Consider the following 25,389-nt stretch of genomic DNA (forward strand, 5'->3'; position numbering starts at 1 on the left):
TCTTACAAAGTGGCGCGACGGAAGTCGGTCAGCAGTTGGGCCATGTACACGTTGAAACGTGTAGCCAAGGCACCATCGATCACGCGATGGTCTGCGGTAAGCGACAGAGGGCAAATTAAGCGTGGCACAAATTGCTTACCATCCCAAACGGGTTTCATGGCCGCTTTGCTGACACCCAGAATAGCGACCTCAGGAGCATTCACAATCGGCGCAAAGTAAGTACCGCCGATACCACCTAAAGAAGAGATCGTGAAACTAGCGCCCTGCATTTGATCTGGCTTGAGTTTGCCATCCCTAGCTAAGGCAGCTAACTCTGAAGTTTCGCGAGCGATCTCAACAATGCCTTTTTTATCTGCATCCCGAATCACGGGAACCACTAAGCCCTGTGGAGTATCTGCTGCAAAGGCGATATTGAAATACTTCTTCAATACCAGCTCATCACCATCTAAAGAGCTATTGAACTCTGGGTATTTTTTTAACGCTGCTACAGCAGCCTTCATTAAGAAAGCCAGCATCGTAATTTTGAGACCCTGCTTCTCATTATCTTTATTGGTTGCGACGCGGAACGCTTCCAAGTCAGTAATGTCAGCATCTTCATGGTAGGTCACTGCTGGAATCATGATCCAGTTACGGGCTAGATTCGCTGCTGTGAGTTTCTTGATGCGATTTAAGGGTAAGCGCTCTACTTCACCAAACTTCGTGAAATCAACTTTTGGCCAAGGAATAATATTCAGACCGCCCAAACTACCGCCAGAGGCAGCAGCAGAACTTCCACCGCCGCTCATGACTGCTTTGACAAAAGCTTGCACATCTTCTTGAGTAATGCGCCCTTTTGGACCAGAACCGGTGACTTGGGTAATCGTGACGCCCAGTTCTCGTGCAAACTTGCGAACCGATGGACTAGCATGACCCATATTTTCAGAAGTAGGTGCAGGAATATTGCTAGCTGGTGGAGGTGGTGGGGCTAATTTGACTGGTGGTTCTACTGCAGCCGTCTTTGCAGGAGGGGCAGATACAGCAGGTACTGTAGGTGCAACTGGGGCGCTTTGTGCAGCAGCGCTACCAGCCCCCTCTTCTAAGAGAACAACAATGGCTCCCTCAGAAATCGTATCCCCTACTTTGACTTTCACTTCCCTTACCACGCCTGAATGGGATGAAGGAACATCCATTGTTGCTTTATCTGACTCGAGGGTAACGATCGATTGTTCTTTTTCAATCGTATCGCCTGGCTTGACCATTACCTCAATAACGGGGACATCTTTGTAATCCCCAATGTCGGGGACTTTGACTTCTATTAATTGGCTCATAGTCTTAATCTGTAAATTAGTGTCTTAATTAGACAGTCATTGGGTTGGGCTTAGCGCTATCAATTCCATACTTCTTGATTGCTTCAGCCAATTTGGAACGATCAAGCTGACCAGCATCTACAAGGGAACGCAAGGCAGTCAACACTACCCAACGGCGATCTACTTCAAAGAAATCGCGTAGGTTCTCGCGGGTATCGGATCGACCAAAGCCATCCGTACCAAGAACTTCGTATTGACGACCGATATGCTGAATTGCTGGACGAATTTGTTCAGCAAACACACGAACATAGTCCGTTGCGGCAATCACAGGACCAGTAGTACCCTTGAGACATTTCTCAACATGAGAAAGCGTAGGTTCGCTGCTTGGATTGAGTAAGTTATGACGATGAACCGTATTCCAATCACGCGCTAATTCAGTAAAGCTTGGGCAACCCCATAAATCAGAGGAAACACCCCATTCTTTATGCAAGATTTCTGAAGCCTCGATGACTTCCCGGAAGATCGTGCCAGAGCCTAGGAGTTGTACGCGTAATTTTGCGTTAGCCTCTCCAACCGATTTCAGTTTGTACATCCCCTTGATGATGTCTTGCTCTGCCCCTTTAGGCATTGCAGGATGGGTGTAGTTCTCATTCATCAAGGTAATGTAGTAATACACGTCATCCTGTACTTCGAGCATACGACGCATACCGTCTTGAATCACTACGGCGAGTTCGAATGAGAATGTAGGGTCATAGCTAACGCAGTTAGGTACTGCAGCACTCCACACTTGGCTATGACCATCCTCATGCTGCAAGCCTTCACCATTCAAAGTAGTTCTACCAGCGGTACCGCCTAGTAAGAAACCACGGCTGCGCATATCGCCTGCTGCCCATGCTAAATCGCCAATGCGCTGGAAACCGAACATCGAATAGAAAATATAGAAAGGCAACATGGGTACGCCATGCGTTGAGTATGAAGTCGCTGCGGCAATCCAATCGCACATTCCGCCTGCTTCATTAATACCTTCTTGCAAAATCTGGCCATTCTTATGTTCTTTATAGAACATCAATTGATCATGATCTTCTGGTGTATAGAGCTGTCCGAGCTGACTCCAAATACCGAGTTGACGGAACATGCCCTCCATACCAAAGGTACGAGACTCGTCAGGAACGATTGGTACAACCCGTTGACCCAAAGTCTTGTCGCGCACAATCGTGTTCAGAATACGGACGAAAGCCATCGTAGTAGAAATTTCACGGCCTTCGGAAGTTGCTTCCAGCATTGGGGCAAATACTTCCAAACTTGGGACTGGAAGACTCTCCGCTTTCATACGGCGTTGTGGCAGATAACCACCCAACTCTTGACGACGTGCCTTCATGTATTCCAGCTCTGGGCTTCCCTCTACGAAGCTGACCAGCGGAATCTCTTCAAGATCGGCGTCCTGAACGGGGATCTCAAAGCGATCCCGGAAGCGACGGACGTCATCCGGATTCATTTTCTTAGCCTGGTGGGCAATATTCATCGCCTCACCAGAACCACCCATACCGTAACCTTTAATGGTGTGTGCCAAGATCACAGTGGGTTCGTCTTTATGGTTAACTGCCGCATGAAAGGCTGCATAGACTTTATGCGGATCATGTCCGCCGCGATTGAGTTGCCAAATTTCTTCATCACTCCAATCACTGACCAATGCTTTGAGTTCTGGCGTATTGAAAACGGTCTCACGGACGTAAGCCCCATTTTTGGATTTCATAGTTTGGTACTGGCCATCAACGATCTCACCCAGACGCTGCATCAAGATGCCCTTCTTATCTCGGGCAAATAAGGCGTCCCACTGACCGCCCCATACAACTTTGATCACATTCCAACCAGCACCACGGAATTCACTCTCGAGCTCTTGAATGATTTTTCCATTACCGCGGACAGGTCCATCTAAGCGTTGCAGGTTGCAATTAATCACAAAGATCAGGTTGTCTAACTTCTCACGACCTGCCATGCCAATCGCACCAAGAGACTCTGGTTCATCGGTCTCACCGTCGCCTAGGAATGCCCAGACTTTACGTCCATCTGTTTTGGCTAAGCCGCGGTCGCGCAAGTAACGCATGAAGCGGGCTTGGTAAATTGCCATGATCGGGCCTAAGCCCATCGAAACCGTTGGGAACTGCCAAAAATCTGGCATCAACCATGGATGGGGGTAACTGGAGATGCCTTTGCCACCAACCTCTTGGCGGAAATTATTGAGCTGCTCGTCCGATAAGCGCCCCAACATATAAGCGCGCGCATAAACACCTGGAGCCGAGTGACCTTGAACAAAAACCAAGTCACCGCCATGCTCTGGTGATGGTGCATGCCAGAAATGGTTAAAACCGATGTCATACAAAGTAGCGGCAGATTGAAATGAAGATATGTGACCACCAACGTTGGTATCTTTATTAGCGCGCAGGACCATCGCCATTGCGTTCCAACGCGTGTAAGAACGAATTCGGTGCTCAATGTTTTGATCACCAGGCAATCTTGCTTGCTTCTCTACTGGAATAGTGTTGATGTAGGGAGTCTCTGCATGAAATGCTTGCTCAACCCCATTAACGCGTGCATGCGCAATTTGCTGATCTATTAAGAAAGCAGCACGTTCCACACCTTCATTGCGGATGACACCATCCAGCGCTTGTAGCCATTCTTGCGTTTCTGCTGGATCTTGGTCAGATGCCTGAGTCGAACCCAAGATTTGATCTGGTATAGCCGCCATGAAGGTCTCCTTCTATTCTTTGTTTTGAACTTCTATTAAACACTCTAAATATGTTGAGATTCTAGAAGGGGTTTATTTGATCAACAAGCAATTTTCCACATAATGATAGTATTTCTCATAATATGGAATTATGTTGCAGCGCAGCCTGGATCAAATACAACAGGACGATGAGGCAAAATGGCTATTAGATGAAAAAACAAACACGAGTGTCGCAATGGGTATTGGGCCCCCTTCGCTGGATCCGCAAAATACGGGGCTTCAGGATTGTCTACACCCCTCTTCTAGCCATTGTGATTTTTACGGCAGTAATGGGAATCATCTTAGGGACCTTGCAATTACAAGAAAAAAATCAGCAAGAAGCTGCTTTATTTCGAGAATTGGTCTTCGCGAAACAGCGCATCCAACTCCGCTTTAGCAACAATACTGACTCCTTGCTGATCATGAGCAGAGACATTGCCAGCAGTGGCGATGATGGCAAAGTGCGTAGCAATGTTTTGCAACAAGCGGAAGCACTTCTGGGCAATGCGCATGAAATTAGTAAGCTGCTCTGGATTAATAAAAATAATGAAGTGCAGTGGGTTGCCCAAGCCAATCGCAATAAAAGGGATTTAATCCTCAGCGATATCAATGGTAGTGATCAAGGCAATCGAATTAAGGAAGCACTCCGCAAAACTATCAACATAAGCCATGCAACAGGGCAGCCCGCCTATAGTCAGTTTATTGTGCTCAATGATCCAGAGGGAGAAAAAGCTTCATCCGATACGAAGGTCGTATTTTGGCAAGTGATTCCAATCTTCGGGGGCAATGAAAACCTTGGAGAAATTGCTGTGCTTTACACCGCGCAGGGAATACTCGACATGATTCCTGCCGAGTTAAAGGCGCAATACCGCTTTACCTTAGTAACAGATAACGAACGTATTTTAGCGATCTCCTCTGATCGGACTACGCCTAAGCGATCTTTCAGTAACCAAACGAGTCTCGATATCGGTGTCCTTAGCCCCAATCTTACATTACGAATTGATACTTACCCCGCACCAACAAATCTCACCTTCCGAATGCTAGTAGGCGTTGTATTAGGCTTGAGCGCCTTCGTGATTTGGAGCTTGTGGTCAGTTCTAAAACAAATGCAAGTACGCCAAGAGGCAGAAGCAAACCTGAAACTAGAGACAAACTTCCGAAATGCAATGGAAGATTCAACGCCCGTAGGAATTCGGGGCCACGATATGGATGGGCGCATTACCTACGTTAATAAAGCCTTTTGTGAGATGACTGGTTGGCAGGAAAAAAATCTCATTGGACTAAAACCCCCTTTCCCTTTTTGGCCCGATGATAAGAAAACTGCTCAAGAGGAGCAAATGAATTTGGCTCTCGATCCACAAAATCATGATGCGATGAGAAGTGGCATTCGAGGGATCATTGTTCGGCATGATGGAACGCCTATCGATACCAGAACCTTTATTGCTCCGCTCGTTAATGAAAAAGGCATTCAAACCGGTTGGGTCACTTCAGTGATTGACATTACCGACTCTACTAAAGCCCGTGAAGAATTAGCGGCTTCTCAAGAACGCTTTATTACGGTGCTTGAGGGTTTAGATGCAGCCGTGTCTGTAGTTTCAATCGAGACAGGCGCACTTCTATTTGCGAACCGCTTTTATCGTGAGCGCTTTGGCAATGACTCTAAAGGTCACTTTGATTTAGTTGGCGGTGAGATGGCACACCATGCGATGCAAGAGCTTACTGAAGAGTCTGGGGATCGCAATCCAGGCATTCCTCCATCGGCTCTATATCAAGAATCTGAGTCCGAAGAGATTCAACCTTCGGATGAGAGCGGTAAGTGGTATGAAGTCCGACGCCGTTTTATTCCATGGATTGATGAGCATATGGCCCAACTCCTCATTGCTACCGACATTACTGTCCGCAAAGAAGCTGATGAGCTTTCGAGACAACAAGAAGAGAAAATGCAGTTCACCAGCCGCTTAACGACGATGGGTGAAATGGCATCTTCTTTAGCACACGAACTCAACCAACCCCTTTCAGCGATATCGAATTACTGTATGGGCGTCGTAAAACGTTTGCAAGGGGCTGGTGATAGCGATATGAGTCGCGAGATTTTGCCCGCCCTAGAGAAAGCCTCTGAACAGGCTATCCGAGCCGGAACCATTATTCAGCGCATTCGTGGTTTTGTGAAACGCAGCGAACCACAGCGCGAAATGACATCAATTACCGAAATCATTAATGATGCGGTGGGGCTACTCGAAATTGAGGCCAATCGTCATCGCCTATCGATAGTCTCCTCGATCGCCGAAAATCTCCCCGAAGTGCCAGTTGACCCTGTTCTGATTCTTCAGGTCTTAGTCAATTTACTAAAAAATGCATTAGACAGCGTCCGCGAAGCCTATCCGTCCTCGTCCCGTTGGTCTGCCCCGCCGGTCAAAATTGCAGCCGATTTGGATACCAGCACCTTTCCGGCCATGCTTCGTATCCAGGTTTCGGATACCGGTGGCGGTATCGCCGAATCCGTCATCGACCGGATGTTTGAGCCCTTCTTTAGTACCAAGGCCGAGGGCATGGGGATGGGACTCAATATTTGTCGCTCGATTATCGAGTCTCACCATGGTCGACTTTGGGCCAAAAACCAGATGGATCCCGAGCGAACCAAGCTAGCAGGCTGCGCCTTTACAATACTTTTACCCTTAGAATCTGAAGTTAACCGGGAAACTGAAAATGAACGTAATAGCCAAACCAAACCAAGCTGAAGTGATTTATGTCGTAGATGACGATGAAGCCGTCCGCGATTCCCTCACTTGGCTTCTAGAAAGTAATGGCTACGTAGTGCGCTGTCATGCCAGTGCCGAGCGTTTTATGCAATCCTTACAAAGTACAGACAAATCAACGATCTCCTGTGCCATTTTGGATGTCCGTATGCCAGGCATGTCAGGTCTTGAATTACAAGAGCGCTTAATCAGCGAAAACTATCCAATGCCGATCGCCTTTATCACCGGTCATGGCGATGTCTCGATGGCAGTCTCCACCATGAAACGGGGTGCCGTTGATTTTATTGAAAAGCCATTTAAAGAAAATGATCTCTGCAGCTTGGTCGATCGTATGCTTGCAAAAGCGCGTGTTGATTACTCACAAGCGAGTCAGCGCAAGATCACTCAGAGCTTGCTTAGCAAGTTAACCGGTCGCGAGAGACAAGTACTTGAACGCATTGTGGCTGGTCGTTTGAATAAACAAATTGCAGATGATTTAAGTATCTCGATTAAAACGGTCGAGGCACACCGCGCCAACATTATGGAAAAGCTCAACGTCAATACCGTTGCTGACTTGCTGCGTTTGGCTCTATCTGATCCTCCATCGAATTCATAATGCCCGCGCAGTTACTAGACGGAAATCTTCTCTCTAAAAAACTTCGTGCAGAAATTGCTGCACGTGCTGCAATTCTGACGGCCAAAGGTGTTAGGCCTGGTCTGGCAGTGATCGTGATTGGTGACAATCCCGCCAGCCAAGTCTATGTCCGCAATAAAGTGAAAGCTTGTGAAGACGTTGGCTTTCACTCGGTATTGGAGCGTTACTCCGCCGAACTGGGTGAAGAAGAATTACTAGCCCGCATTGCTACTCTCAATGCAGATCCATCAATTCATGGAATTTTGGTGCAACTTCCCCTGCCTGAGCACATTGCAGCGGAACGAGTATTAGAGGCGATAGCTCCTGAAAAAGATGTCGATGGTTTCCATGTAGCCAATGCAGGCGCCTTGATGGTTGGCAAACCTGAGTTCAAGCCTTGCACTCCCTATGGTTGCATGAAAATCATAGAAAGCATTGATTATCCAGTTCGGGGTGCACGTGCAGTGATTGTCGGGGCTTCGAATATTGTTGGTAAGCCAATGGCGATGCTTCTATTACAGGCTGGTGCCACTGTCACCATTTGCAATAGTAAAACGCGGGATCTAGCCCACCATACAAAAGATGCCGATATCTTGGTGGTTGCTACAGGTAAGCCGCATATGATTACGGGTGACATGATTAAAACTGGCGCTGTTGTGATTGATGTTGGTATTAACCGCCTACCAGACGGCAAGCTTTGTGGTGATGTCGACTTTGATACCGCTAAATATGTAGCCGGCTGGATTACGCCAGTACCAGGTGGTGTGGGTCCTATGACCATTACGATGCTGCTCATGAATACTTTAGAGGCTGCTGAGAAAGCACCAAAGCATTAAGATTACAGTCCACTTCTGGGCAAAAATACTGGGCTTACATTAAGCTAGAGGGATGAAACTGTCTATTCCCCAACATCTCCTGAGTAATCCCCTAGTCACTTTTGGTTCTGGCATTCCGCAATACTCGGCAATCTTACCTGATCATATTGGGCCGGCTATCAGTTACCTGCTTGATCATGCCCAAGGAGCTGTAGATCATGCAGTCGCAGCGCAGACCCCTGCTACTTGGCTAGGGTTAGCCGAGCCACTCGAAGATGCCACAGAATCCCTCGGTCGAGCTTGGGGCGCAGTTTCTCATTTAAATAGTGTGGCTGATTCAGCAGAACTTCGTGCTGCTTACGGAGAAATGTTACCTAAGGTCACAGCTTTCATGTCGAGCCTTGGGCAAAACCTGGCTTTATATGAGAAGTTTAAGAGCCTAAGCAAGAGTGCTGAGTTTGCAAATTTAAGTAGAGCTCAGAAAAAAGTGATCGAGAACTCCTTGCGAGACTTTCGTTTGGGCGGAGCAGAACTGACCGAGGCAGACAAACCGCGTTTTTCTGCCATTCAAGATGAGCAAGCCCAACTGAGTAAAGCATTTTCTGATCATGTTTTAGATGCTACGGATGGCTTTGTACATCAAATTACCGATCCTGCAGCTTTAGTTGGCATGCCTGAGGATGCCATTGCTGCAGCCGCAGATACGGCCAAGCAAAAACAGTTATCAGGTTGGGCGTTTACGCTGCACTTCCCGTCATATTACCCAGTCATGCAGTATTCAGAAAATCGGGAATTGCGTAAACTCATGTATGAGGCTTATATCACCCGTGCTTCTGAATTAGCCCCTGCGTATGGTCAGGGTCAAATGGCGTGGGACAACACCCAAAATATGTTGGATCAACTGCGCTTGCGATCTGAGGAAGCCAAAATGCTAGGCTTTGCTAATTACGCAGCTCTGAGCTTAACTCCAAAGATGGCGCAGAGCGTTGATGAGGTAGATCACTTTTTGAGTGATATAGCACAACGAGCTAGGCCTTTTGCTGAAAAAGACTGGCAAGAACTAGTGGAATTTGCTCGCACTACTTTACAGTTAGAAGATGGACTTAAGCCTTGGGACATTGCTTTTGCATCCGAGCGACTTAAACAGGCGCGCTATGCCTTCTCTGAGAACGAACTCAAACAGTACTTCCCTTTGAGCAAAGTGCTTGAAGGACTATTTAGAGTAATACAGACCCTATTTGGTGTCACGATTGAATCTGCTGATTTACCTATTTGGCATCAAGACGTGCAATCCTTTGCCATTCGCAATGCCCAGCAAAAAATCGTCGCCTATTTCTATCTTGATCCTTATGCTCGTCCTGGTAAACGTGGTGGTGCCTGGATGGATGATGCCCGTGGACGTCGTGAATTACCCAACGGTGACATCCAAGTGCCTGTGGCTTACTTAGTTTGCAACTTCCCTGCACCAGTGAAAGTAGACGGGCAAGTACGTCAACCAACCATTGCGCATGATGATGTCATTACCCTCTTTCATGAAAGTGGTCATGGTCTACATCACCTTCTTACTCAGGTGGGCGCCTTGGGCGTATCCGGCATCAACGGCGTGGAATGGGATGCCGTTGAATTACCAAGTCAGTTTATGGAAAACTTCTGTTGGGAATGGGAGGTTTTAGAAAAAATGACCGCCCATGTTGAGACTGGAAAATCGCTCCCACGTGAATTGTTTGACAAGCTCCTGGCAGCCAAGAATTTTCAAAATGGTTTAGGCACCCTGCGCCAAATTACTTTTTCTTTGCTGGATTGGCGACTACACTCAACTTTTGATGCTCAATCGGCACATGGTCAAGCAGTATTAGATCTCTCCAGAAAGATTGCTGAGCAATGCAATGTCATTCCTCAGCCAGAGATCTCGCGCTGGCCAAATACCTTTAGTCATATTTTTGCTGGTGGCTATGCTGCAGGTTATTACAGCTATAAATGGGCAGAGGTACTTTCTGCAGATGTGTATTCAGCATTCGAAGATGCTGCCAAGCTCACCGGGAGTGTCTTAGATCCACAGACTGGCGCACGGTATCGGCAAGAAATTTTAGAGGTGGGTGGCAGTCGTCCTGCCGCTGAATCTTTTAAAGCATTTAGAGGCAGAGAACCGCAGATCGATGCCTTACTGCGCCATGGTGGCCTAGCTTAAGTAGTCTAATTACTCTGAATTTGAGCAATCACAGGCGCATGATCCGAGGGTTGCTCCCAAGTGCGCGGTTGCTTATCGACTTTGCTATAGCTGCAATTTTTTTCTAAGGCTTTGCTGAGCAAAATATGATCGATGCGCATACCCGCATTTCTTCTAAAACCCATCATGCGATAGTCCCACCAGCTATAAGTTTTAGGAGCTTGCTCAAACATTCTGAAGGAATCCACTAGGCCTAGATTGAGTAAGCTTTGGAAGGCATTGCGCTCTGGTGGCGATACTAGGTTTTGCCCTTCCCAAGCTTTGGGGTCATGTACATCATCATCGCTTGGTGCAATATTGAAGTCACCTAATAAAGCCAAACGCTCGTTCTGAGCAAGTTCGTCCTTTAGCCAGGCTTGTAATGCACCTAGCCAACTTAACTTGTATTGAAATTTTTCACTGTCTGGTGATTGACCATTCGGAAAGTATGCCGAGATGATCCGCATTGGCTGCATTCCTTTAAAACAAATCGTAGCCGCCAGAATCCGTTGTTGCTCATCAATATGGCCTGGAATATTACGAATCGGTTTCAAGAAGGCTGTTTCGATATCACTCGCAATGGGTGCCAGCGCTGCCTTACGTAAGATAATCGCTACCCCGTTATAGGTTTTTTGACCAGCTGCCAAACTGAGGTAGCCTGCATCCTCTAGAGCACGATGTGGATACTTTTCATCCGTGAGCTTGAGCTCTTGCAAACAGAGCGCATCAATCGGCGCGTTTGCTTTTTCTTGATCTTGTAGCCAGCGTATGACGTGAGGCAAGCGGACTGTCAAAGAGTTGACATTCCAGGCCGCGATACGAACAGAACTAGTCATCGATACCCAATTCCTGTAACTTGCGAGTAATCGTATTACGTCCTATACCAAGACGTTGCGCCGCCTCAACCCTGCGACCACGTGTGACCTCGAGCGCTGCTTGTAGCACAGCCTTCTCAAAACGTGAAGTCAGAGCATCAAATACCGATTGATCGCCATCCTGCAACATCTTGACTGCAAGCCGGCCTAGGCCATTTTCCCAATCACTGGTATTAGAACGATTCACTGGGGGAGCAACTGGTGAAGATTCCCCTTGCACAATGATGGTAGGTTCATTGGTTGCCGTTAATAGATCACTGGGTAGATCCCCCACTCCAATGGTGCTAGCGGGTGTCATAACGGTAAGCCAATGGCATAAGTTTTCTAATTGACGAACATTACCCGAGAAAGACATATTAACCATATGCTGAAGCACTTCATCGGATAGCTTTTTTGTCTCGACACCAAGCGATTTTGCGCAAGTTTGCATAAAGTGTCTTGCCAGCAGAGGAATGTCATCAGAACGCTCTCTTAGTGGCGGCATCCGCAAACGAATAATATTCAAGCGGTGCAGAAGGTCTTCGCGGAAAAGTCCTGCCGATACTCGCGCCTCGAGATTCTGATGTGTGGAAGCAATAATACGAACATTGGCTTTAATGGGGTCTTGACCGCCAATCCGATAGAAATGGCCGTCGGTTAGGGTTCTTAACAAACGGGTTTGTAATTCAGCAGGAAGATCACCGATCTCATCCAAAAATAGGGTTCCGCCTTCAGCTAGCTCAAGGCGGCCACGTCGTAAAGTCTGAGCACCTGGGAAAGCACCGCGTTCATGACCAAATAATTCAGACTCGAGCAAGTCTTTCGGCACTGCAGAGCTACTGAATGAGATGAATGGGCCTTTAGCTCGGGGGCTATGCTTGTGCAAAGCCTTGGCTAATAACTCTTTACCAGTTCCGGATTCACCCATAATTAATACGGTTGCATGGGACTGTGCCAGCCTACCAATAGCCCTAAAGATCTCTTGCATTGCAGGTGCTTGGCCAATAATTTCAGATTGATCGGGTCTCCAGTCATCCAATACTTTGGCAGCAGATTGATTGCGCTGTCCTTGTTCAATCGCACGCTGGATTAACTCAAGCGCCTTATCAAGATCGAAAGGTTTAGTGAGGTACTCAAAGGCACCACTCTGAAATGCAGAGACAGCTGAGTCTAGGTCTGAGTAAGCAGTCATGATGATGACCGGCAGATTAGGATGGCTAACCTTTACATGTTGCAAAAGATCCAAGCCATTACCTCGCGGCATACGAATATCCGAAATCAATACGCTCGGCGTATCTTTGTCTAGTGCATTGAGAACATCATTAGGGTTGGTAAAGCTGCGATGAGGAATCTCTTCTCGCGTCAGCGCTTTTTCGAGAACCCAACGGATAGATTGGTCATCATCGACGATCCAAATTGGTTTCATTCTGATTTCTCCTGCCTACGATACGGAATTTGAATATGAAAATGCGTGCAGCCTGGCTTACTGTCACAGGCGATTGAGCCTTGGTGTTGCTGAACAAAGGTTTGTGCTAGGGTGAGTCCTAAACCACTCCCACCCTCTCTGCCAGATACGAGGGGGAAGAAGATCCGTTCTCGAATGTCAGCGGGTATGCCTGGACCGTTATCAATCACATCAAGATCCAAAGCCAGCTTATAGCGCTGTTTAGCGATCGTGACCGAGCGAGCTACTCGAGTACGCAATTCAATTTGGGCTACCCCTGCTTCAATTTCAACGCTCAGTGCTTGGGCAGCATTGTGGGCAATGTTTAGCACTGCCTGAATGAGCTGTTCACGATCACCCAAAATATCGGGCAGGCTCGTATCGTAATTACGAACGATCTTCAAGCCCTTCGGGAACTCAGCCAACACTAAACTACGCACCCGCTCTAAAGCCTCATGGACATTAAAATACTCCATGACATGGGCTTTACGGTGTGGAGCTAAAAGGCGATCCACTAGGGTCTGCAGGCGATCGGATTCTTTAATAATGACCTGGGTATATTCACGCAAGCCCTTTTCTGGCAATTCGAACTCTAAAAGCTGAGCAGCTCCGCGAATACCGCCAAGGGGATTCTTAATCTCGTGCGCTAAGTTGCGCATCAGCTCTTTGTTAGCTTCAACTTGTTGGGTCACGCGCTCATCTCGCTCAGTACGTAACTGTTGATCAATCGGGAACCACTCCATCAGCATCAAGTCCGAATCATCCATTAGAGCAATCACGACATGGGCAGGTATCGTCTCTTGATGAATGCTACCAGGCAATGAATGGAGCAAAAGTTCCTGACGTTGGGCAGGAGCTTGACCACTCTTGACTTCGTGAATCATCTCTCCAAGTTGCAGGTTATCGCCAAACAAGTCATGAAAGTTATGACCTTCCAGAGATTTACGTGATAAATCCAAAGCAGATTCAGCAGCAGGGTTTACATAAACCAGTTGCTGGCTATCTGCCTCGAAAATCACGATGGCATTGGGAATTTGATCGAGCAATGTCGGAAAAAAAGGAGCAGCCGAAGCTGCTCCCTTGAACGAATTGCGCAACAAACCTGCGCTCAAGTTCTTTCCTTCTCTTACAGGGAGTAATACATTTCAAATTCGACTGGATGAGTAGTCATGCGGAAACGTGTGACCTCTTCCATCTTCAATGCAATGTAGGCATCTAACATCGAATTTGTAAACACACCACCACGGGTCAAGAACTCACGATCCTTGTCCAAGCACTCCAAAGCCTGATCTAAGCTATGGCATACGGTTGGGATCTTCGCATCTTCTTCTGGTGGCAAGTCATACAGGTTCTTGTCAGCAGCTTCACCTGGGTGAATCTTATTCTGAACACCGTCCAAGCCAGCCATCAACAAGGCAGAGAATGCCAAGTATGGGTTAGCTAATGGATCTGGGAAACGGGTTTCAATCCGGCGGCCCTTAGGATTCGATACATAAGGAATACGAATCGAAGCAGAACGGTTGCGAGCTGAGTAAGCCAACTTCACAGGAGCCTCAAAGCCAGGTACCAAACGCTTGTAGGAGTTGGTGCCTGGATTGGTGATTGCATTCAAAGCACGTGCATGCTTGATGATGCCGCCGATGTAGTACAGAGCAAATTCAGATAAACCTGAGTAGCCGTTACCAGCAAATAAGTTCTCGCCATTCTTCCAAACAGATTGGTGAACGTGCATACCAGAGCCGTTATCGCCAACCACTGGCTTTGGCATGAAGGTTGCTGTTTTGCCATAAGCATGAGCAACGTTTTGTACAACATACTTCTGCCAGATGGTCCAATCAGCGCGCTGTACTAGTGTGCTGAACTTGGTACCCAATTCGTTTTGGCCTTGACCAGCAACTTCGTGGTGATGCACTTCAACAGGAATACCTAAGGATTCGAGAATCAAGCACATTTCGGAACGCATATCTTGGAAGCTATCTACTGGGGCAACTGGGAAATAACCACCCTTTTTGCCTGGACGATGCCCTGTATTGCCACCTTCGAGATCGAGACCAGAAGACCATGGCGCCTCTTCAGAAATAATCTTTACTGAGCAACCTTGCATATCGACATTCCACTGAACGCCGTCAAATACGAAGAACTCTGGTTCTGGACCAAAGTAAGCAGCATCACCAAGGCCACTGCTCTTTAAGTAAGCTTCAGCGCGTTTTGCGATAGAGCGTGGATCACGGTCATATCCTTTGCCATCAGATGGCTCGATCACGTCGCATGTGAGAACCAAGGTTGGCTCTTCATAGAATGGGTCGATATAAGCTGCGGTTGGATCTGGCATTAACAACATGTCAGAAGCTTCGATGCCCTTCCAACCAGCGATAGAGGAACCGTCAAATGCATGACCGCTTTCAAATTTATCTTCGTTAAATGCAGAAACAGGTACTGATACGTGTTGTTCTTTACCTTTGGTATCAACAAAGCGGAAATCAACGAAAGTACATTCTTTCTCTTTAACTAACTTCATTACATCGGCGACGGTCTTGGTCATGCAACTCTCCTGTGTTATCTAAATTCGGGGTCTTTATTAGTGGGTCAATATCACCCATTTGATGCAAGTAATTTACTGAAGCTAAGCAGCAACAATTGACATTATTGCACTATTAAAGTGCCATAAATCGAAGTTCTAAGTGGTTTAATAGGTTAATTGCACCAAATTAGTGCAATTATTGGGGCTTGAGCTCGTGTATTTCGTAACCCAGAGATTCTGTGCCAGTTCTCAGGGCCAACCAAGCGCTTTCGAGCAAATTGGCATTACCCTTAATCCCCAATTCAATATGACGCTCAGCAAAAACACCTTCTTTAGCGGGATCCCCAACTGAGGGCAAGCTAAAAACCTTTACCCCTGGAAAGCTCTCCTCAATTCGTTCCATCAGCGGCGTCAGAGCAGATTCAATACCCTTGGGGACTATGAAACTTTGCTCAGCCCAATTTTCTTGATGAAATAGGTCTTTATAGAAATGATCTAGACACCATGCCATCATCGGCGCAGCCATAACTGGAAAGCCTGGCACAAAGTGATGCTCTTTAATTCGAAACCCGGGGATCTGGTTATAGGGATTGGGAATAATCTCACTCCCAATCGGAAACTCACCCATCTTGAAGCGATGTTGATTTTCTGGAGTACTTAAATCTGCTTTGATGGGATCCCCTTCTGCCATCGACTGAATACGACCCGCAATCAATTCTTGGGCAGAGGGATGCAATTGCGTTTTTGTCCCCAGTGCTAATGCTGCGCACTGTCTAGTATGGTCGTCGGGTGTGGCTCCAATACCGCCAGTACTAAACACCACGTCACCACTAGCAAAGCTTTCTTTTAAACAAGCAGTGATTTGGTCTGGCTCATCAGGAAGATATCGGACCCACGACAAGCTCAGGCCTCTTTCGTTAAGCAACTCGATGAGTTTGCTCATATGTTTGTCTTGACGCTTACCGGAGAGAATTTCATCGCCAATCACAATCAAGCCAAATCGTCTTGAGCTCTTTGGGGCATCGTTTGGCAAATCAATCTCCACCGTTTTTAAAGCATCGACCATCTCACCGCTCTCCGCTATCAATTACACGAGTCTCTACTACAAGGGATTTACTCAGTTCATCTTTCCTTAGATTCTGAAGTGCCTCCAATAGAAAATGGGAGAACCATAAACCAGCAAAGACAAAAATCAAAGAATAAATCCACAAGGCTACAAAACTCACAATTGGGAATAAGACCAAAGCAAGGGCTGATGTAGCCCAAAAGAAGGTAGGCACTGCACCCAACATGCCACAAGCAATTCCCATCACCAGCAAGGACCAGCGATTTTGCTGAATCAAGATATCGCGCTCTTCGCTGCTAGCATGTCCTGCCAAGACATCATAGGACATCAAACGCATCGTCAGCCATCCCCAAAACAGCGGGGGCAATATCGCAAATAAGGGTGGAATCCACCACACAGGCAAAGTCAGCATAACCAGAACCAGGCAAATAAAAGCAGACCAAAAGGTATAGAACAAACTGCCAATCAGGCTGCCGCCCCGTTTACTTTGTAGATCGCTATATAAAGATTGCTTGCATAGACTATTCACAATTGCTGGCACAGTGGTAAAGGCAATGAGGACTAGCAGACTGATAGCGATCAAAGGAATGATCATCATCACAAAAAAGAATGGTGCAATCCAAGCGCGGGCATTATCAAAGCCAGCCCATATCAAGCCATCCTGGATCCAATTGGTAAAAATAGAATTGGTTAGAAACGAGCTGAGCATTGCCAAGCTTGGTGTCCATGTCAACCAAATGAGGCAGCCCCAAAATACCGAGATAATGAAGAATGGGCGCAAACTCAACCACAGCATTCGTGGATGCATAGTACCGCCTAAAGCTAAGCCGAATGCACGAACTACTTGCTGGACAGCAATCATGATTTAAATATTGCTCTTGCAGAAGAGCGTAGCGTTTGCCACTGCTGAGTCAGAATATTATGAGAAAGTTTCAGATCTCGCACGCCTGTGGGGTAAACCGCTTTACTAAAAACTGCGGTCTTAAAAAACATATCCCACCATGGAAAGAGCACGCCAAAGTTACAACCTCCAAGTACTCCTGATTTACCAATTGCTTCATGTCCATAGCCAACCGCATGATGCATGCGGTGAAACAGTGGTGACACCAATAAGTACTTACCGATTCCTAAATCGATATTGAGATTCGCATGTTGCCAGCTTTGAATAAATTGACTAACCACTACCAGAAAAATAAATTGTCCTGGTGAAACTCCAAATAAAAGTGCAAATAAAGCAAAAACAGCTGCACGCAAAATATCATCCACAATGTGATTACGATTATCTGACCAAGCAGTCATCACGGTTTGACTGTGATGCAAAGCATGTAGTTGCCACCACCAATTGAAGGTATGGGTAGCACGATGGTAAAGATATTCGACTAAATCGAGCAGGATCATATAAATACAAAAGCTAATGATGGGGATCGATGTCACTCCGGGCCACCAAGACTCTACATTGAGTCTCGCGAATCGAAAGTCATGTAACACAGAATCCAGCTGGAAAAAGAATCCTGAGATAGCAATAAAGAACAGGCCATGGAAGATACCAAGGCGGTGAAAAAGGGAATAGGCTACATCCGCTTTACTGGCATTCGAGAATTTTTCCTGGGGTTCTGCAGGATTCAAGCGCTCCCATGTGCGCAACAAAAGGACGATTAACGCAATCTGAATACAGCCGAATAAGAACCAATCAATGCCGTCAAAGACGTCCTCAGACCATCCAGTTAAATCAAGTTGATATAGCAAAGGTTCAACAACTCCTGAAAACAGGCGCTCTTGAATACCAGCGTAAGTATTGGAAATAGCATCAGAAACATCGGCAAGAATTGAGCTCAGATTCATACCTTATTTTGACTGATTTGGGCTATTCGTGGGTAGGGTCGCAAAACAAAAGCCTCGCTTTTTGAGGTTCAGAATCAGGGACTCTAAAACCGCTGGGGCCCAGGGGTCTTTTCTAGACCAGATTCCTAAATGGGCCATGGTGATATCACCATCCCTTATCCCCTGGCTCGCCTTCTCTAAAAGCATGGCATTGGGATGTTTATCTGAATTGAGCTCATCCCCTAAAAAGCCTGAAGGTGCCCAAGCAATATGTTGATAACCACATAAATTGCCCATACTAATCAGACGAGGTGAGGTTTTGCCCCCAGGTGCACGCCAGATTTTTTGAATCGACTCTCCAGTTAACTCAACAAAGCGCTGATCAACCTCTCGGATGTCCTTACAAAAACTGGCTTCACTCATGAGCATGGTCTTACCAGCCTGCGGACCAAACTGCGGCTTGATGAATACCTCATTACGTGGTCCATCTTTCACAAAGTAATCGTGGTTATACGTGTGACTACCAAAATGATGGCCCTCTTGCTGCATCATCTGCCAAAACGGTTTCCAGGAATCCTCTAATGCATAGTCACCTCTAAAGGTCTTCTCATTGGCCAGAAAGAATGTCGCTTTAATATTGTGTCGCTTCAAAATATCCGCAACAGTTTGTGCTACCGACATATTTCCGGTATCAAACGTTAAGTACACCGTCTTATTGCAAGAGTGTGCTGGTGCATTGGTTTGAGCCTGTGTTGAAAAGCTGAAAAGACAGAGCCAGGTCAGAGCAAGTATTGAACGATTGCTCATGGTGTTTTACTCCCAAGCCGCACGGGGATAGAAAAAGACGCCATGGGGAGATCTGCCCACTGGAATCACGGAAACCAGCTTCATAGTGCTCAAATCAATCACACCAACCTTTTTAGCAAAACGGAAGGTGACCCACATGGTCTTACCGTCTGGGGTAATTTCCATATCATCGGGTCCCGCTGGCAAACCGGTTATCTCGCCCTCTTTTTCAAGGGTCTGCATATTGAGCAAGGTAATACTTGAGGCCACTCGGTTGCTGACAAATACATGCTTCTTATCGCCCAAGGGTCGGAAGTTATGTGCACCCTTGCCTGTCTGAATCCGTTTCACTTCTTTTTGGGTTTTCCAATCTAAGACTTGAACGTTATCTTCACCAGTCAAGCCAATCAATAGATATTGGTCTCCAGGAGTCATCCATAAACCGGCAGGTGTTTTACCAGTCTGGATTTTCCACAAAATGGCTTGAGATTCGAGATCGATTGCCGCAACTTCGTTAGAGTCTTGCAAAGTCACAAATGCAATTTTGCTATCCGATGTAAATGCAACGTGACTGGGTGTCCTGCCTAACTTAAATGATTTTGCAAGAGTCAAGTTAGCGCTATCAGCTGCATACACATCCACCCGATTCAAGCGATTTCCATTAGCAACAAACCATTTGTGGTTTGGTGAGTAACCCACTTGGTATGGATCAATGATGTGAGGAATACGCCCTGTAATTTCACCGCTCGTCGGATCCATTAGAACAACGTCGTTACCAGCAGCATTGGCAATCATCAAGATTTTCTGATCTGGCGTCATCATCAGGTGATGCGGCTCTTTTCCAACAGGCACTGTTTTGACGACTTGACGGGTATTCATATCAATCAAACTGACACTGGCATCTGCTGAGTTCAATATGACTGCCAGCTTAGGCTGAACAGGTTCAGCCAATGCCAGACTCATCCCGAATGGGGTCTGAATGATAAAAAGAGTGGGAAGTGCAAGACGGTGAATCGTCTTGATCAAAGATAAGCGCATCCCTATATTGTAAGCAACTAGCGCAGGCTTGCCAGGACCTTTTCGAGTCGCTTGAGTGACATGGGACTCGGTGTTCTAAGCTCTTGGGCAAAAAGGGCTACTCTGAGCTCCTCTAGCTGCCAGCGGAAGTCCTGAAGGCCTTGATGTTCTGCCATCACATAGGATGCTGAGCCTTTAGAGCCCTGCAGTAATTTTTGCCATGGTCTTGCAACAGACTCCCAATCTTTTTGGCACTGAGCATCTCTGGCAGGATTAGACCTGAGCTTATCAATGCGCATCTGAACCGCCTTGAGGTAGCGCGGCAAATGGACCAGCTGCGGATAAGGAATGTCAGAGACAAACTTGGGGAATATCAGTCCCTGCAATTGACTCTGAATATCAGCATATGCAGTTGCGGAAGATGCTTTAGCCTGCGCCATTTTTTTCTGTACATCAGTATTGGCCTGTAATGCGTTCAAAGCATGCTTAGCGATCTCTTGTGCGATCAAAGCCAATCTTGGCTTACCGGTCTGCAATCGCTCATTAAATTGATTAGCATTGATCGGCAAAGATTCGCTCATGAAGGCCCGCTCGATCGCTAGGTTCAGAATTTGTTCTACTAAGTTATCAACCGAGCCAATGTTGATAAACAATAAACCGAGCTCACGCATACCCGGTAATTGTTTTTGCAGGGATTTGATGGTGTCCTTATTGGCGATTGCGAAGAGTTTGCGCAATCCTTGATGATGTATTTTCTGGGCCTCTAGTAAATCATCAAAGACTTCAAGATCGCATGAATCTCCACGATCGACTAATGCAGGATAGCCAAACAGCAGCTTATTGCCCTTCTTAATCTCCAGTGTTTCTGGTAGCTCGCCAAAATCCCATGATCGGTATCCACCTTGACTAATCTCAATCGTGGGTTTTGCTCCATCCGATTGTGTGGATTCTGCTTTTGCTGTGATATCGCCTTCTTGAGCGAGGGCCTGAAAGGCATCACGGGCAATGCCGCCAAACTCTGCGCGGAGCTTGACGAGATTGCGATCGAGCTCAAGCTGGCGCCCATGCTCATCAATCAATCGAAAGTTCATCGATAAATGCTGGGGTAAAGCTTCAGGACGAAAATCGGTCCGCGCAATCTCAATGCCCCGTTCTTTTTGAATGTCTCTAATCAGATGCTCTACAAAATCACCAACTCCGAACAGCTTTTCCTCAAGACAGCGCTCCAAGAATTCTTGCGCATAAGCCGGCAAGGGAACTAAGTGGCGCCGTAATTTTTGTGGCAAAGATTTAAGTAAAAGCTGAGTCTTCTCTTCACACATGCCTGGCACCAACCATTCACAACGGCGGCCATCAACTTGATTTAGCAGAGTCAGAGGAACGACCAAGGTCACACCGTCTTTGGGGCTACCTGGCTCAAAGTGATAGGTCAGGCTCAGCTCGCTTCCGCCAACCATCCATTTTTTAGGATAGCGATCGACAGTAATGCCTGCTGCCTCATGGCGCATCAAGTCTGATTTGGACAAACGCATTTGACTATCAGCTTGAGGGGTTTTTAACCAAGCTTTCATCTCTTCGCGGTTGAGCACGGTCTTGGGCAGGCGTGCATCGTAGAAGGCATAGAGCAAATCATCATCGACCAATACATCGGGGCGACGAGAACGATGCTCTAAAGCCTCAATCTCTTTTATGAGTTGGTGGTTGTGCCAAAAGAAGTTAAAGCTCTCGGGATATTTTCTTTTTGCCTCTGCCTGGATTTCTCGCTCTAGGGCAGCGCTATCCATCCGCCCAAAGAGTGCTTCCTCAACGAGGGCTTGGCGAATAAATAATTCTCTAGCCAGCTCGGGGTCATGCGACTCATAGCGCACGCGGCGACCATGATAGATCGGCAGTCCATATAGGGTGCCCCGCTCAAACGCCATGACCTCACCCTGTCGGTTATCCCAAAAAGGGTCACTCAAAGATTTGATAAGGCGATGGGCGGCTACTTTTTCAATCCACTGAGGTTCAATCTTGGCAATCGTGCGCGCATACATGCGGGTGGTCTCTTGCATCTCGCCAGCCAAGAACCATGCTCCGGCTTTTTTACCGATCGTTGATCCTGGCCAAATAAATGGCCGGATGCCTCTGGCCCCGAGATAAGCTCCGGTTTTACTCCCCCGCTCTTGGGATTTTTCATCCTCCTCTTTTTTAGCAACGAAGCCAAGTAGGCCCGTCAGTAGCGCGAGATGAATTTGCTCATACGTTGCTGGAGTCGTGTTTTCTTTCCAGCCCTTCTCTCCTAACATTACATAGAGTTGACCATACACGTCACGCCATTCCCTTAAACGCCGTGGTGATAGAAATTTACTGCGACACAGATTTTCTAACTGTCGATTGCTGTGCTTATGAGTCAACGCATCTTGATACCAATCCCATAATTTAATAAAGCTCAGAAACTCCGAGCGCTCATCGGCAAATTGCAAATGGGCTTGGTCTGCAGCTTGAGCTTGCTCAAGCGGACGCTCTCGAGGATCTTGTGTTGCTAGTGCTGAAGCAATGATCGTGACTTCACGCAGAGCCTGTTGGTCTTTTGCAGCCAGCAGAATTCGGCCAATGCGAGGATCCAGCGGTAGGTCTGCCAATTGCTTGCCAATGGGGGTGAGCTTGAAACGGGTTTGGTCATCCTCATTGGGGTCGTATTCAATGGCGCCTAGCTCATCTAAGAGCTGTATCCCATCAGCGATTGCTCTACCTAATGGTCGGTCTAAAAATGGAAATTCGTTTACCTTCGAAAGCTTGAGAGCGCTCATACGAAGCAGCACTGCTGCTAATGAGCTGCGCAGAATCTCCGGATCGGTAAAGCGGTCACGGGATTGAAAATCCTGCTCACTGTATAAACGAATACAAATACCATCCGATACGCGACCGCAACGACCTGCCCGTTGATTGGCCGCCGCTTGGGAAATAGGCTCAACTTGTAGCTGCTCTACTTTATTTCGATAAGAATATCGTTTAACTCTAGCAAGGCCACTATCGATCACGTACCGAATATTGGGCACAGTTAAAGAGGTTTCTGCCACGTTGGTGGTCAATATGATGCGCCTGCCATTACCTGGACTAAAAACCCGCTCTTGTTCTGCTACTGACTGCCTTGCAAATAGACTCAAAATCTCTGGATGAAAGCGTTGTTGCAGAACATGATCCTTACGCAAGACTTCTGCACAATCCCGAATTTCTCGCTCACCCGGTAGGAAGACCAAAACATCACCTGTACCAGAGGCACCTTCACGCCACACTTGATTAATCGCTTGCGCTACTGCATCGGGTATGTCCTGAATTTCCTTTGCGTCTTTTTTTCCTTCGTTGACTTGTAAGGGGGCATAACGTTGTTCAACCGGAAAAAGTCTGCCGCTCACTTCAATCACGGGGGCCGGCTTACCACCTAAAGCAAAATGCTCGGCAAATCGATTGGCATCAATCGTTGCTGAGGTGATGATCAATTTCAGATCGGGCCGCTTAGGGAGTAACTGTCTCAAATAGCCTAAGAGAAAATCAATATTTAGACTGCGCTCGTGGGCTTCGTCAATGATGAGGGTGTCATAAGCACGCAGTTGTGGATCCCGTTGCGTTTCAGCAAGTAAGATCCCGTCCGTCATCAACTTGATCGATCCGCCTGGGCTGGTTTTGTCCGCAAAGCGCACTTGATAACCCACATCCACCCCAATCGGCGTTCCCAGCTCTTGGGCAATGCGCTTGGCAGTTGCGGTTGCTGCAATCCGTCTTGGTTGGGTGTGGCCAATCAATTTGCCGCCATTCATACTACCTCGACCAATATCGAGGCAAATCTTCGGTAGCTGGGTCGTTTTGCCTGAACCTGTTTCGCCACAGACAATCACAACCTGATGGACTAAGAGTGCCTCAGCAATGACTTTGCGCTGGGCAGAGACCGGCAATTGCTCGGGAAAGGTGATCTCCATGCGCTTACGAGTGTTGGGTGAAGGCACAGCTAGAGACTCCACTTTCGGTCTTTCTGGGGGTTTTTGTTTGTTTTTAGGCTCTTGCACCCTATAATTTTCTCACTATGAGCACAAATGCACCAAACCCTGTCCCCGGCGACGAAGAATCGACCTCAAACTTTCCCTTCGTAGGCTGGCTGCGCGATGTTGCGCCCTACATTCATAGCTTCCGTGAAAAGACCTTTGTGATTGCCTTTGCTGGTGAGCTCGTGAAAGAAATCGGCCTTGAGAACCTAATTGAAGATATCGCAATGCTTCACGCGATGGGGATGCGGATTGTTTTAGTCCACGGTATCCGCCCACAGATTGAAGAGCAGCTCAAACTCAGAAAGATCAAGAGCAAGTTTGGTACCAGCGCTTTAAATACTTACCGTATTACAGATGCTGCTGCACTGGAGTGCGTTAAAGAAGCCGCCGGTGAATTGCGCCTCGATATCGAAGCGGCTTTTAGCCGCGGTTTGCCCAATACGCCAATGGCGGGTTCACGGATCTCCGTCATCTCCGGTAACTTTATTACTGCAATGCCAGTGGGTGTGGTTGATGGAGTTGACTATGTTCATACTGGCTTAGTGCGTAAGGTTGACTCAACCTCAATTACGCTCTCGCTCGATAGCAATAAGATTGTGCTGCTCTCACCGCTAGGCTTCTCGCCAACCGGCCAAGCCTTTAACTTGGCTTATGAAGACGTTGCCGCTTCGACTGCTGCAGCACTCAAAGCAGACAAGCTGATTTTCTTAAGCCCTTATAGCGGCTTGAGAGATGTTGATGGTGAACTCATTACGGAATTGTCTTTACCTCAGCTACAGGATTACATGACTGAGCACAAAGACATTGAATCTGGCCTCAAAGGCTTACTCAATATTTCAGGTAAAGCCGTTCGCTCAGGCGTGAGCCGTGTGCATTTCTTACCCTGCAATCAGGATGGCGCGCTCTTAGAGGAGCTCTTTACACACGATGGTATTGGCATGATGCTCGCGTCTTCCGATATTGAGAACCTGAGAGAAGCGAATCAAGATGATGTAGGTGGTATTTTGCAACTCACCATGCCTTTGGAAGAAGAAGGCATCTTAGCCGCTCGTGGTCAAGACGTGATCGAGCGTGATATTCAGCGCTTCTCGGTGATTGAGCATGATCGCGTCTTGTTTGGTTGTGCCGCTCTCTTCCCTTTCCCTAATGGCGTTGGTGAGTTAGCTTGCCTCGCAGTCGATGCCGATGTGCAAGGCTCCGGTGATGGAGAGCGCCTCTTAAAACGCATTGAGATGCGGGCTAAACAAGAAAACATTAAAAAGCTTTTTGTTCTCACAACAAGAACCGAGCATTGGTTTCTCAAGCGTGGCTTCAAACGCGCCACAGTCGATGATCTGCCCGAAGAAAGAAAGCAGATTTACAACTGGGATCGCAAGTCCATGGTTTTAACTAAAGATTTATAAGAAAGGCTTTTC

17 protein-coding genes are annotated in these 25,389 nt (G+C 47.2%); 5 read left to right on the top strand and 12 right to left on the bottom strand.

The genetic code is table 11. The features are described 5' to 3' along the window. Positions 1-2: 2 nt before the first annotated feature. Complete coding sequence (gene aceF / locus Pas1_RS05395; protein WP_112294708.1) at positions 3-1,307, bottom strand: dihydrolipoyllysine-residue acetyltransferase; 1,305 nt, start codon at positions 1,305-1,307, stop codon at positions 3-5. A gap of 28 nt (positions 1,308-1,335) precedes the next feature. Continuing rightward, positions 1,336-4,032, bottom strand: coding sequence for a pyruvate dehydrogenase (acetyl-transferring), homodimeric type (gene aceE / locus Pas1_RS05400; protein WP_112294709.1), 2,697 nt, complete (start codon positions 4,030-4,032; stop codon positions 1,336-1,338). A gap of 188 nt (positions 4,033-4,220) precedes the next feature. Between aceE and Pas1_RS05405 the strand changes: the two genes are divergently transcribed. Genes Pas1_RS05405 through Pas1_RS05420 form a run of 4 tightly spaced genes read left to right on the top strand, consistent with a single transcriptional unit; the run spans position 4,221 to position 10,422 of the window. Further along, positions 4,221-6,788, top strand: a complete 2,568-nt coding sequence (locus Pas1_RS05405) for a PAS domain-containing sensor histidine kinase (protein ID WP_112294710.1) — start codon at positions 4,221-4,223, stop codon at positions 6,786-6,788. Next, the gene (locus Pas1_RS05410) at positions 6,757-7,401 is read left to right on the top strand and encodes a response regulator transcription factor (protein WP_112203835.1); all 645 of its coding nucleotides are present in this window, start codon (positions 6,757-6,759) and stop codon (positions 7,399-7,401) included. Before Pas1_RS05405 ends, Pas1_RS05410 begins: the two co-directional genes overlap by 32 nt. Continuing rightward, positions 7,401-8,255 (top strand): bifunctional methylenetetrahydrofolate dehydrogenase/methenyltetrahydrofolate cyclohydrolase FolD, encoded by an 855-nt coding sequence (gene folD, locus Pas1_RS05415; protein ID WP_112203833.1) that lies wholly within the window; start codon positions 7,401-7,403, stop codon positions 8,253-8,255. The genes Pas1_RS05410 and folD overlap by 1 nt, the downstream gene beginning before the upstream one ends. Positions 8,256-8,307: 52 nt before the next feature. Continuing rightward, positions 8,308-10,422, top strand: a complete 2,115-nt coding sequence (locus Pas1_RS05420) for a M3 family metallopeptidase (protein ID WP_112294711.1) — start codon at positions 8,308-8,310, stop codon at positions 10,420-10,422. A 5-nt stretch (positions 10,423-10,427) separates the two neighbouring features. Here Pas1_RS05420 and xth read toward each other — a convergent pair whose 3' ends face one another. The 10 genes from xth to hrpA all read right to left on the bottom strand — a co-directional run bounded on the left by xth (position 10,428) and on the right by hrpA (position 23,908). Then, positions 10,428-11,276, bottom strand: a complete 849-nt coding sequence (gene xth / locus Pas1_RS05425) for an exodeoxyribonuclease III (protein WP_112203829.1) — start codon at positions 11,274-11,276, stop codon at positions 10,428-10,430. Further along, positions 11,269-12,720 (bottom strand): nitrogen regulation protein NR(I), encoded by a 1,452-nt coding sequence (gene ntrC, locus Pas1_RS05430; RefSeq protein WP_112294712.1) that lies wholly within the window; start codon positions 12,718-12,720, stop codon positions 11,269-11,271. The genes xth and ntrC overlap by 8 nt, the downstream gene beginning before the upstream one ends. Beyond that, a complete protein-coding gene (glnL, locus tag Pas1_RS05435; RefSeq protein ID WP_227868619.1) occupies positions 12,717-13,838 on the bottom strand; it encodes a nitrogen regulation protein NR(II) in 1,122 nt (373 codons plus the stop codon). The genes ntrC and glnL overlap by 4 nt, the downstream gene beginning before the upstream one ends. Before the next feature lie 26 nt (positions 13,839-13,864). Further along, positions 13,865-15,280, bottom strand: coding sequence for a type I glutamate--ammonia ligase (gene glnA / locus Pas1_RS05440; RefSeq protein WP_112209157.1), 1,416 nt, complete (start codon positions 15,278-15,280; stop codon positions 13,865-13,867). Between the two features lie 175 nt (positions 15,281-15,455). Then, complete coding sequence (locus tag Pas1_RS05445) at positions 15,456-16,325, bottom strand: competence/damage-inducible protein A (RefSeq protein ID WP_112209156.1); 870 nt, start codon at positions 16,323-16,325, stop codon at positions 15,456-15,458. Between the two features lies 1 nt (position 16,326). Continuing rightward, complete coding sequence (locus Pas1_RS05450; RefSeq protein WP_112294713.1) at positions 16,327-17,187, bottom strand: EI24 domain-containing protein; 861 nt, start codon at positions 17,185-17,187, stop codon at positions 16,327-16,329. Continuing rightward, complete coding sequence (locus tag Pas1_RS05455) at positions 17,184-18,167, bottom strand: sterol desaturase family protein (protein ID WP_112294714.1); 984 nt, start codon at positions 18,165-18,167, stop codon at positions 17,184-17,186. The genes Pas1_RS05450 and Pas1_RS05455 overlap by 4 nt, the downstream gene beginning before the upstream one ends. Positions 18,168-18,170: 3 nt before the next feature. Continuing rightward, on the bottom strand, positions 18,171-18,953 hold the full coding sequence (locus Pas1_RS05460; RefSeq protein WP_112203815.1) for a polysaccharide deacetylase family protein: 783 nt from the start codon (positions 18,951-18,953) through the stop codon (positions 18,171-18,173). Positions 18,954-18,959: 6 nt separating this feature from the next. Beyond that, positions 18,960-19,970, bottom strand: a complete 1,011-nt coding sequence (locus Pas1_RS05465) for a YVTN family beta-propeller repeat protein (RefSeq protein WP_450088511.1) — start codon at positions 19,968-19,970, stop codon at positions 18,960-18,962. A gap of 17 nt (positions 19,971-19,987) precedes the next feature. Continuing rightward, the gene (gene hrpA / locus Pas1_RS05470; RefSeq protein WP_225971665.1) at positions 19,988-23,908 is read right to left on the bottom strand and encodes an ATP-dependent RNA helicase HrpA; all 3,921 of its coding nucleotides are present in this window, start codon (positions 23,906-23,908) and stop codon (positions 19,988-19,990) included. Positions 23,909-24,012: 104 nt separating this feature from the next. Between hrpA and argA the strand changes: the two genes are divergently transcribed. Further along, positions 24,013-25,377 (top strand): amino-acid N-acetyltransferase, encoded by a 1,365-nt coding sequence (argA, locus tag Pas1_RS05475; RefSeq protein ID WP_112209153.1) that lies wholly within the window; start codon positions 24,013-24,015, stop codon positions 25,375-25,377. Positions 25,378-25,389 lie beyond the last annotated feature (12 nt).

Source organism: Polynucleobacter paneuropaeus, from assembly GCF_003261235.1.
GTDB classification, from domain to species: Bacteria; Pseudomonadota; Gammaproteobacteria; order Burkholderiales; family Burkholderiaceae; genus Polynucleobacter; species Polynucleobacter paneuropaeus.

Coding starts and splice junctions, on each gene's coding strand:
- aceF (WP_112294708.1), bottom strand. CDS start 1,307: ATGAGCCAATTAATAGAAGTCAAAGTCCCCGACATTGGGGATTACAAA.
- aceE (WP_112294709.1), bottom strand. CDS start 4,032: ATGGCGGCTATACCAGATCAAATCTTGGGTTCGACTCAGGCATCTGAC.
- Pas1_RS05405 (WP_112294710.1), top strand. CDS start 4,221: ATGAAAAAACAAACACGAGTGTCGCAATGGGTATTGGGCCCCCTTCGC.
- Pas1_RS05410 (WP_112203835.1), top strand. CDS start 6,757: ATGAACGTAATAGCCAAACCAAACCAAGCTGAAGTGATTTATGTCGTA.
- folD (WP_112203833.1), top strand. CDS start 7,401: ATGCCCGCGCAGTTACTAGACGGAAATCTTCTCTCTAAAAAACTTCGT.
- Pas1_RS05420 (WP_112294711.1), top strand. CDS start 8,308: ATGAAACTGTCTATTCCCCAACATCTCCTGAGTAATCCCCTAGTCACT.
- xth (WP_112203829.1), bottom strand. CDS start 11,276: ATGACTAGTTCTGTTCGTATCGCGGCCTGGAATGTCAACTCTTTGACA.
- ntrC (WP_112294712.1), bottom strand. CDS start 12,720: ATGAAACCAATTTGGATCGTCGATGATGACCAATCTATCCGTTGGGTT.
- glnA (WP_112209157.1), bottom strand. CDS start 15,280: ATGACCAAGACCGTCGCCGATGTAATGAAGTTAGTTAAAGAGAAAGAA.
- Pas1_RS05445 (WP_112209156.1), bottom strand. CDS start 16,325: ATGGTCGATGCTTTAAAAACGGTGGAGATTGATTTGCCAAACGATGCC.
- Pas1_RS05450 (WP_112294713.1), bottom strand. CDS start 17,187: ATGATTGCTGTCCAGCAAGTAGTTCGTGCATTCGGCTTAGCTTTAGGC.
- Pas1_RS05455 (WP_112294714.1), bottom strand. CDS start 18,167: ATGAATCTGAGCTCAATTCTTGCCGATGTTTCTGATGCTATTTCCAAT.
- Pas1_RS05460 (WP_112203815.1), bottom strand. CDS start 18,953: ATGAGCAATCGTTCAATACTTGCTCTGACCTGGCTCTGTCTTTTCAGC.
- Pas1_RS05465 (WP_450088511.1), bottom strand. CDS start 19,970: ATGCGCTTATCTTTGATCAAGACGATTCACCGTCTTGCACTTCCCACT.
- hrpA (WP_225971665.1), bottom strand. CDS start 23,908: ATGGAGATCACCTTTCCCGAGCAATTGCCGGTCTCTGCCCAGCGCAAA.
- argA (WP_112209153.1), top strand. CDS start 24,013: ATGAGCACAAATGCACCAAACCCTGTCCCCGGCGACGAAGAATCGACC.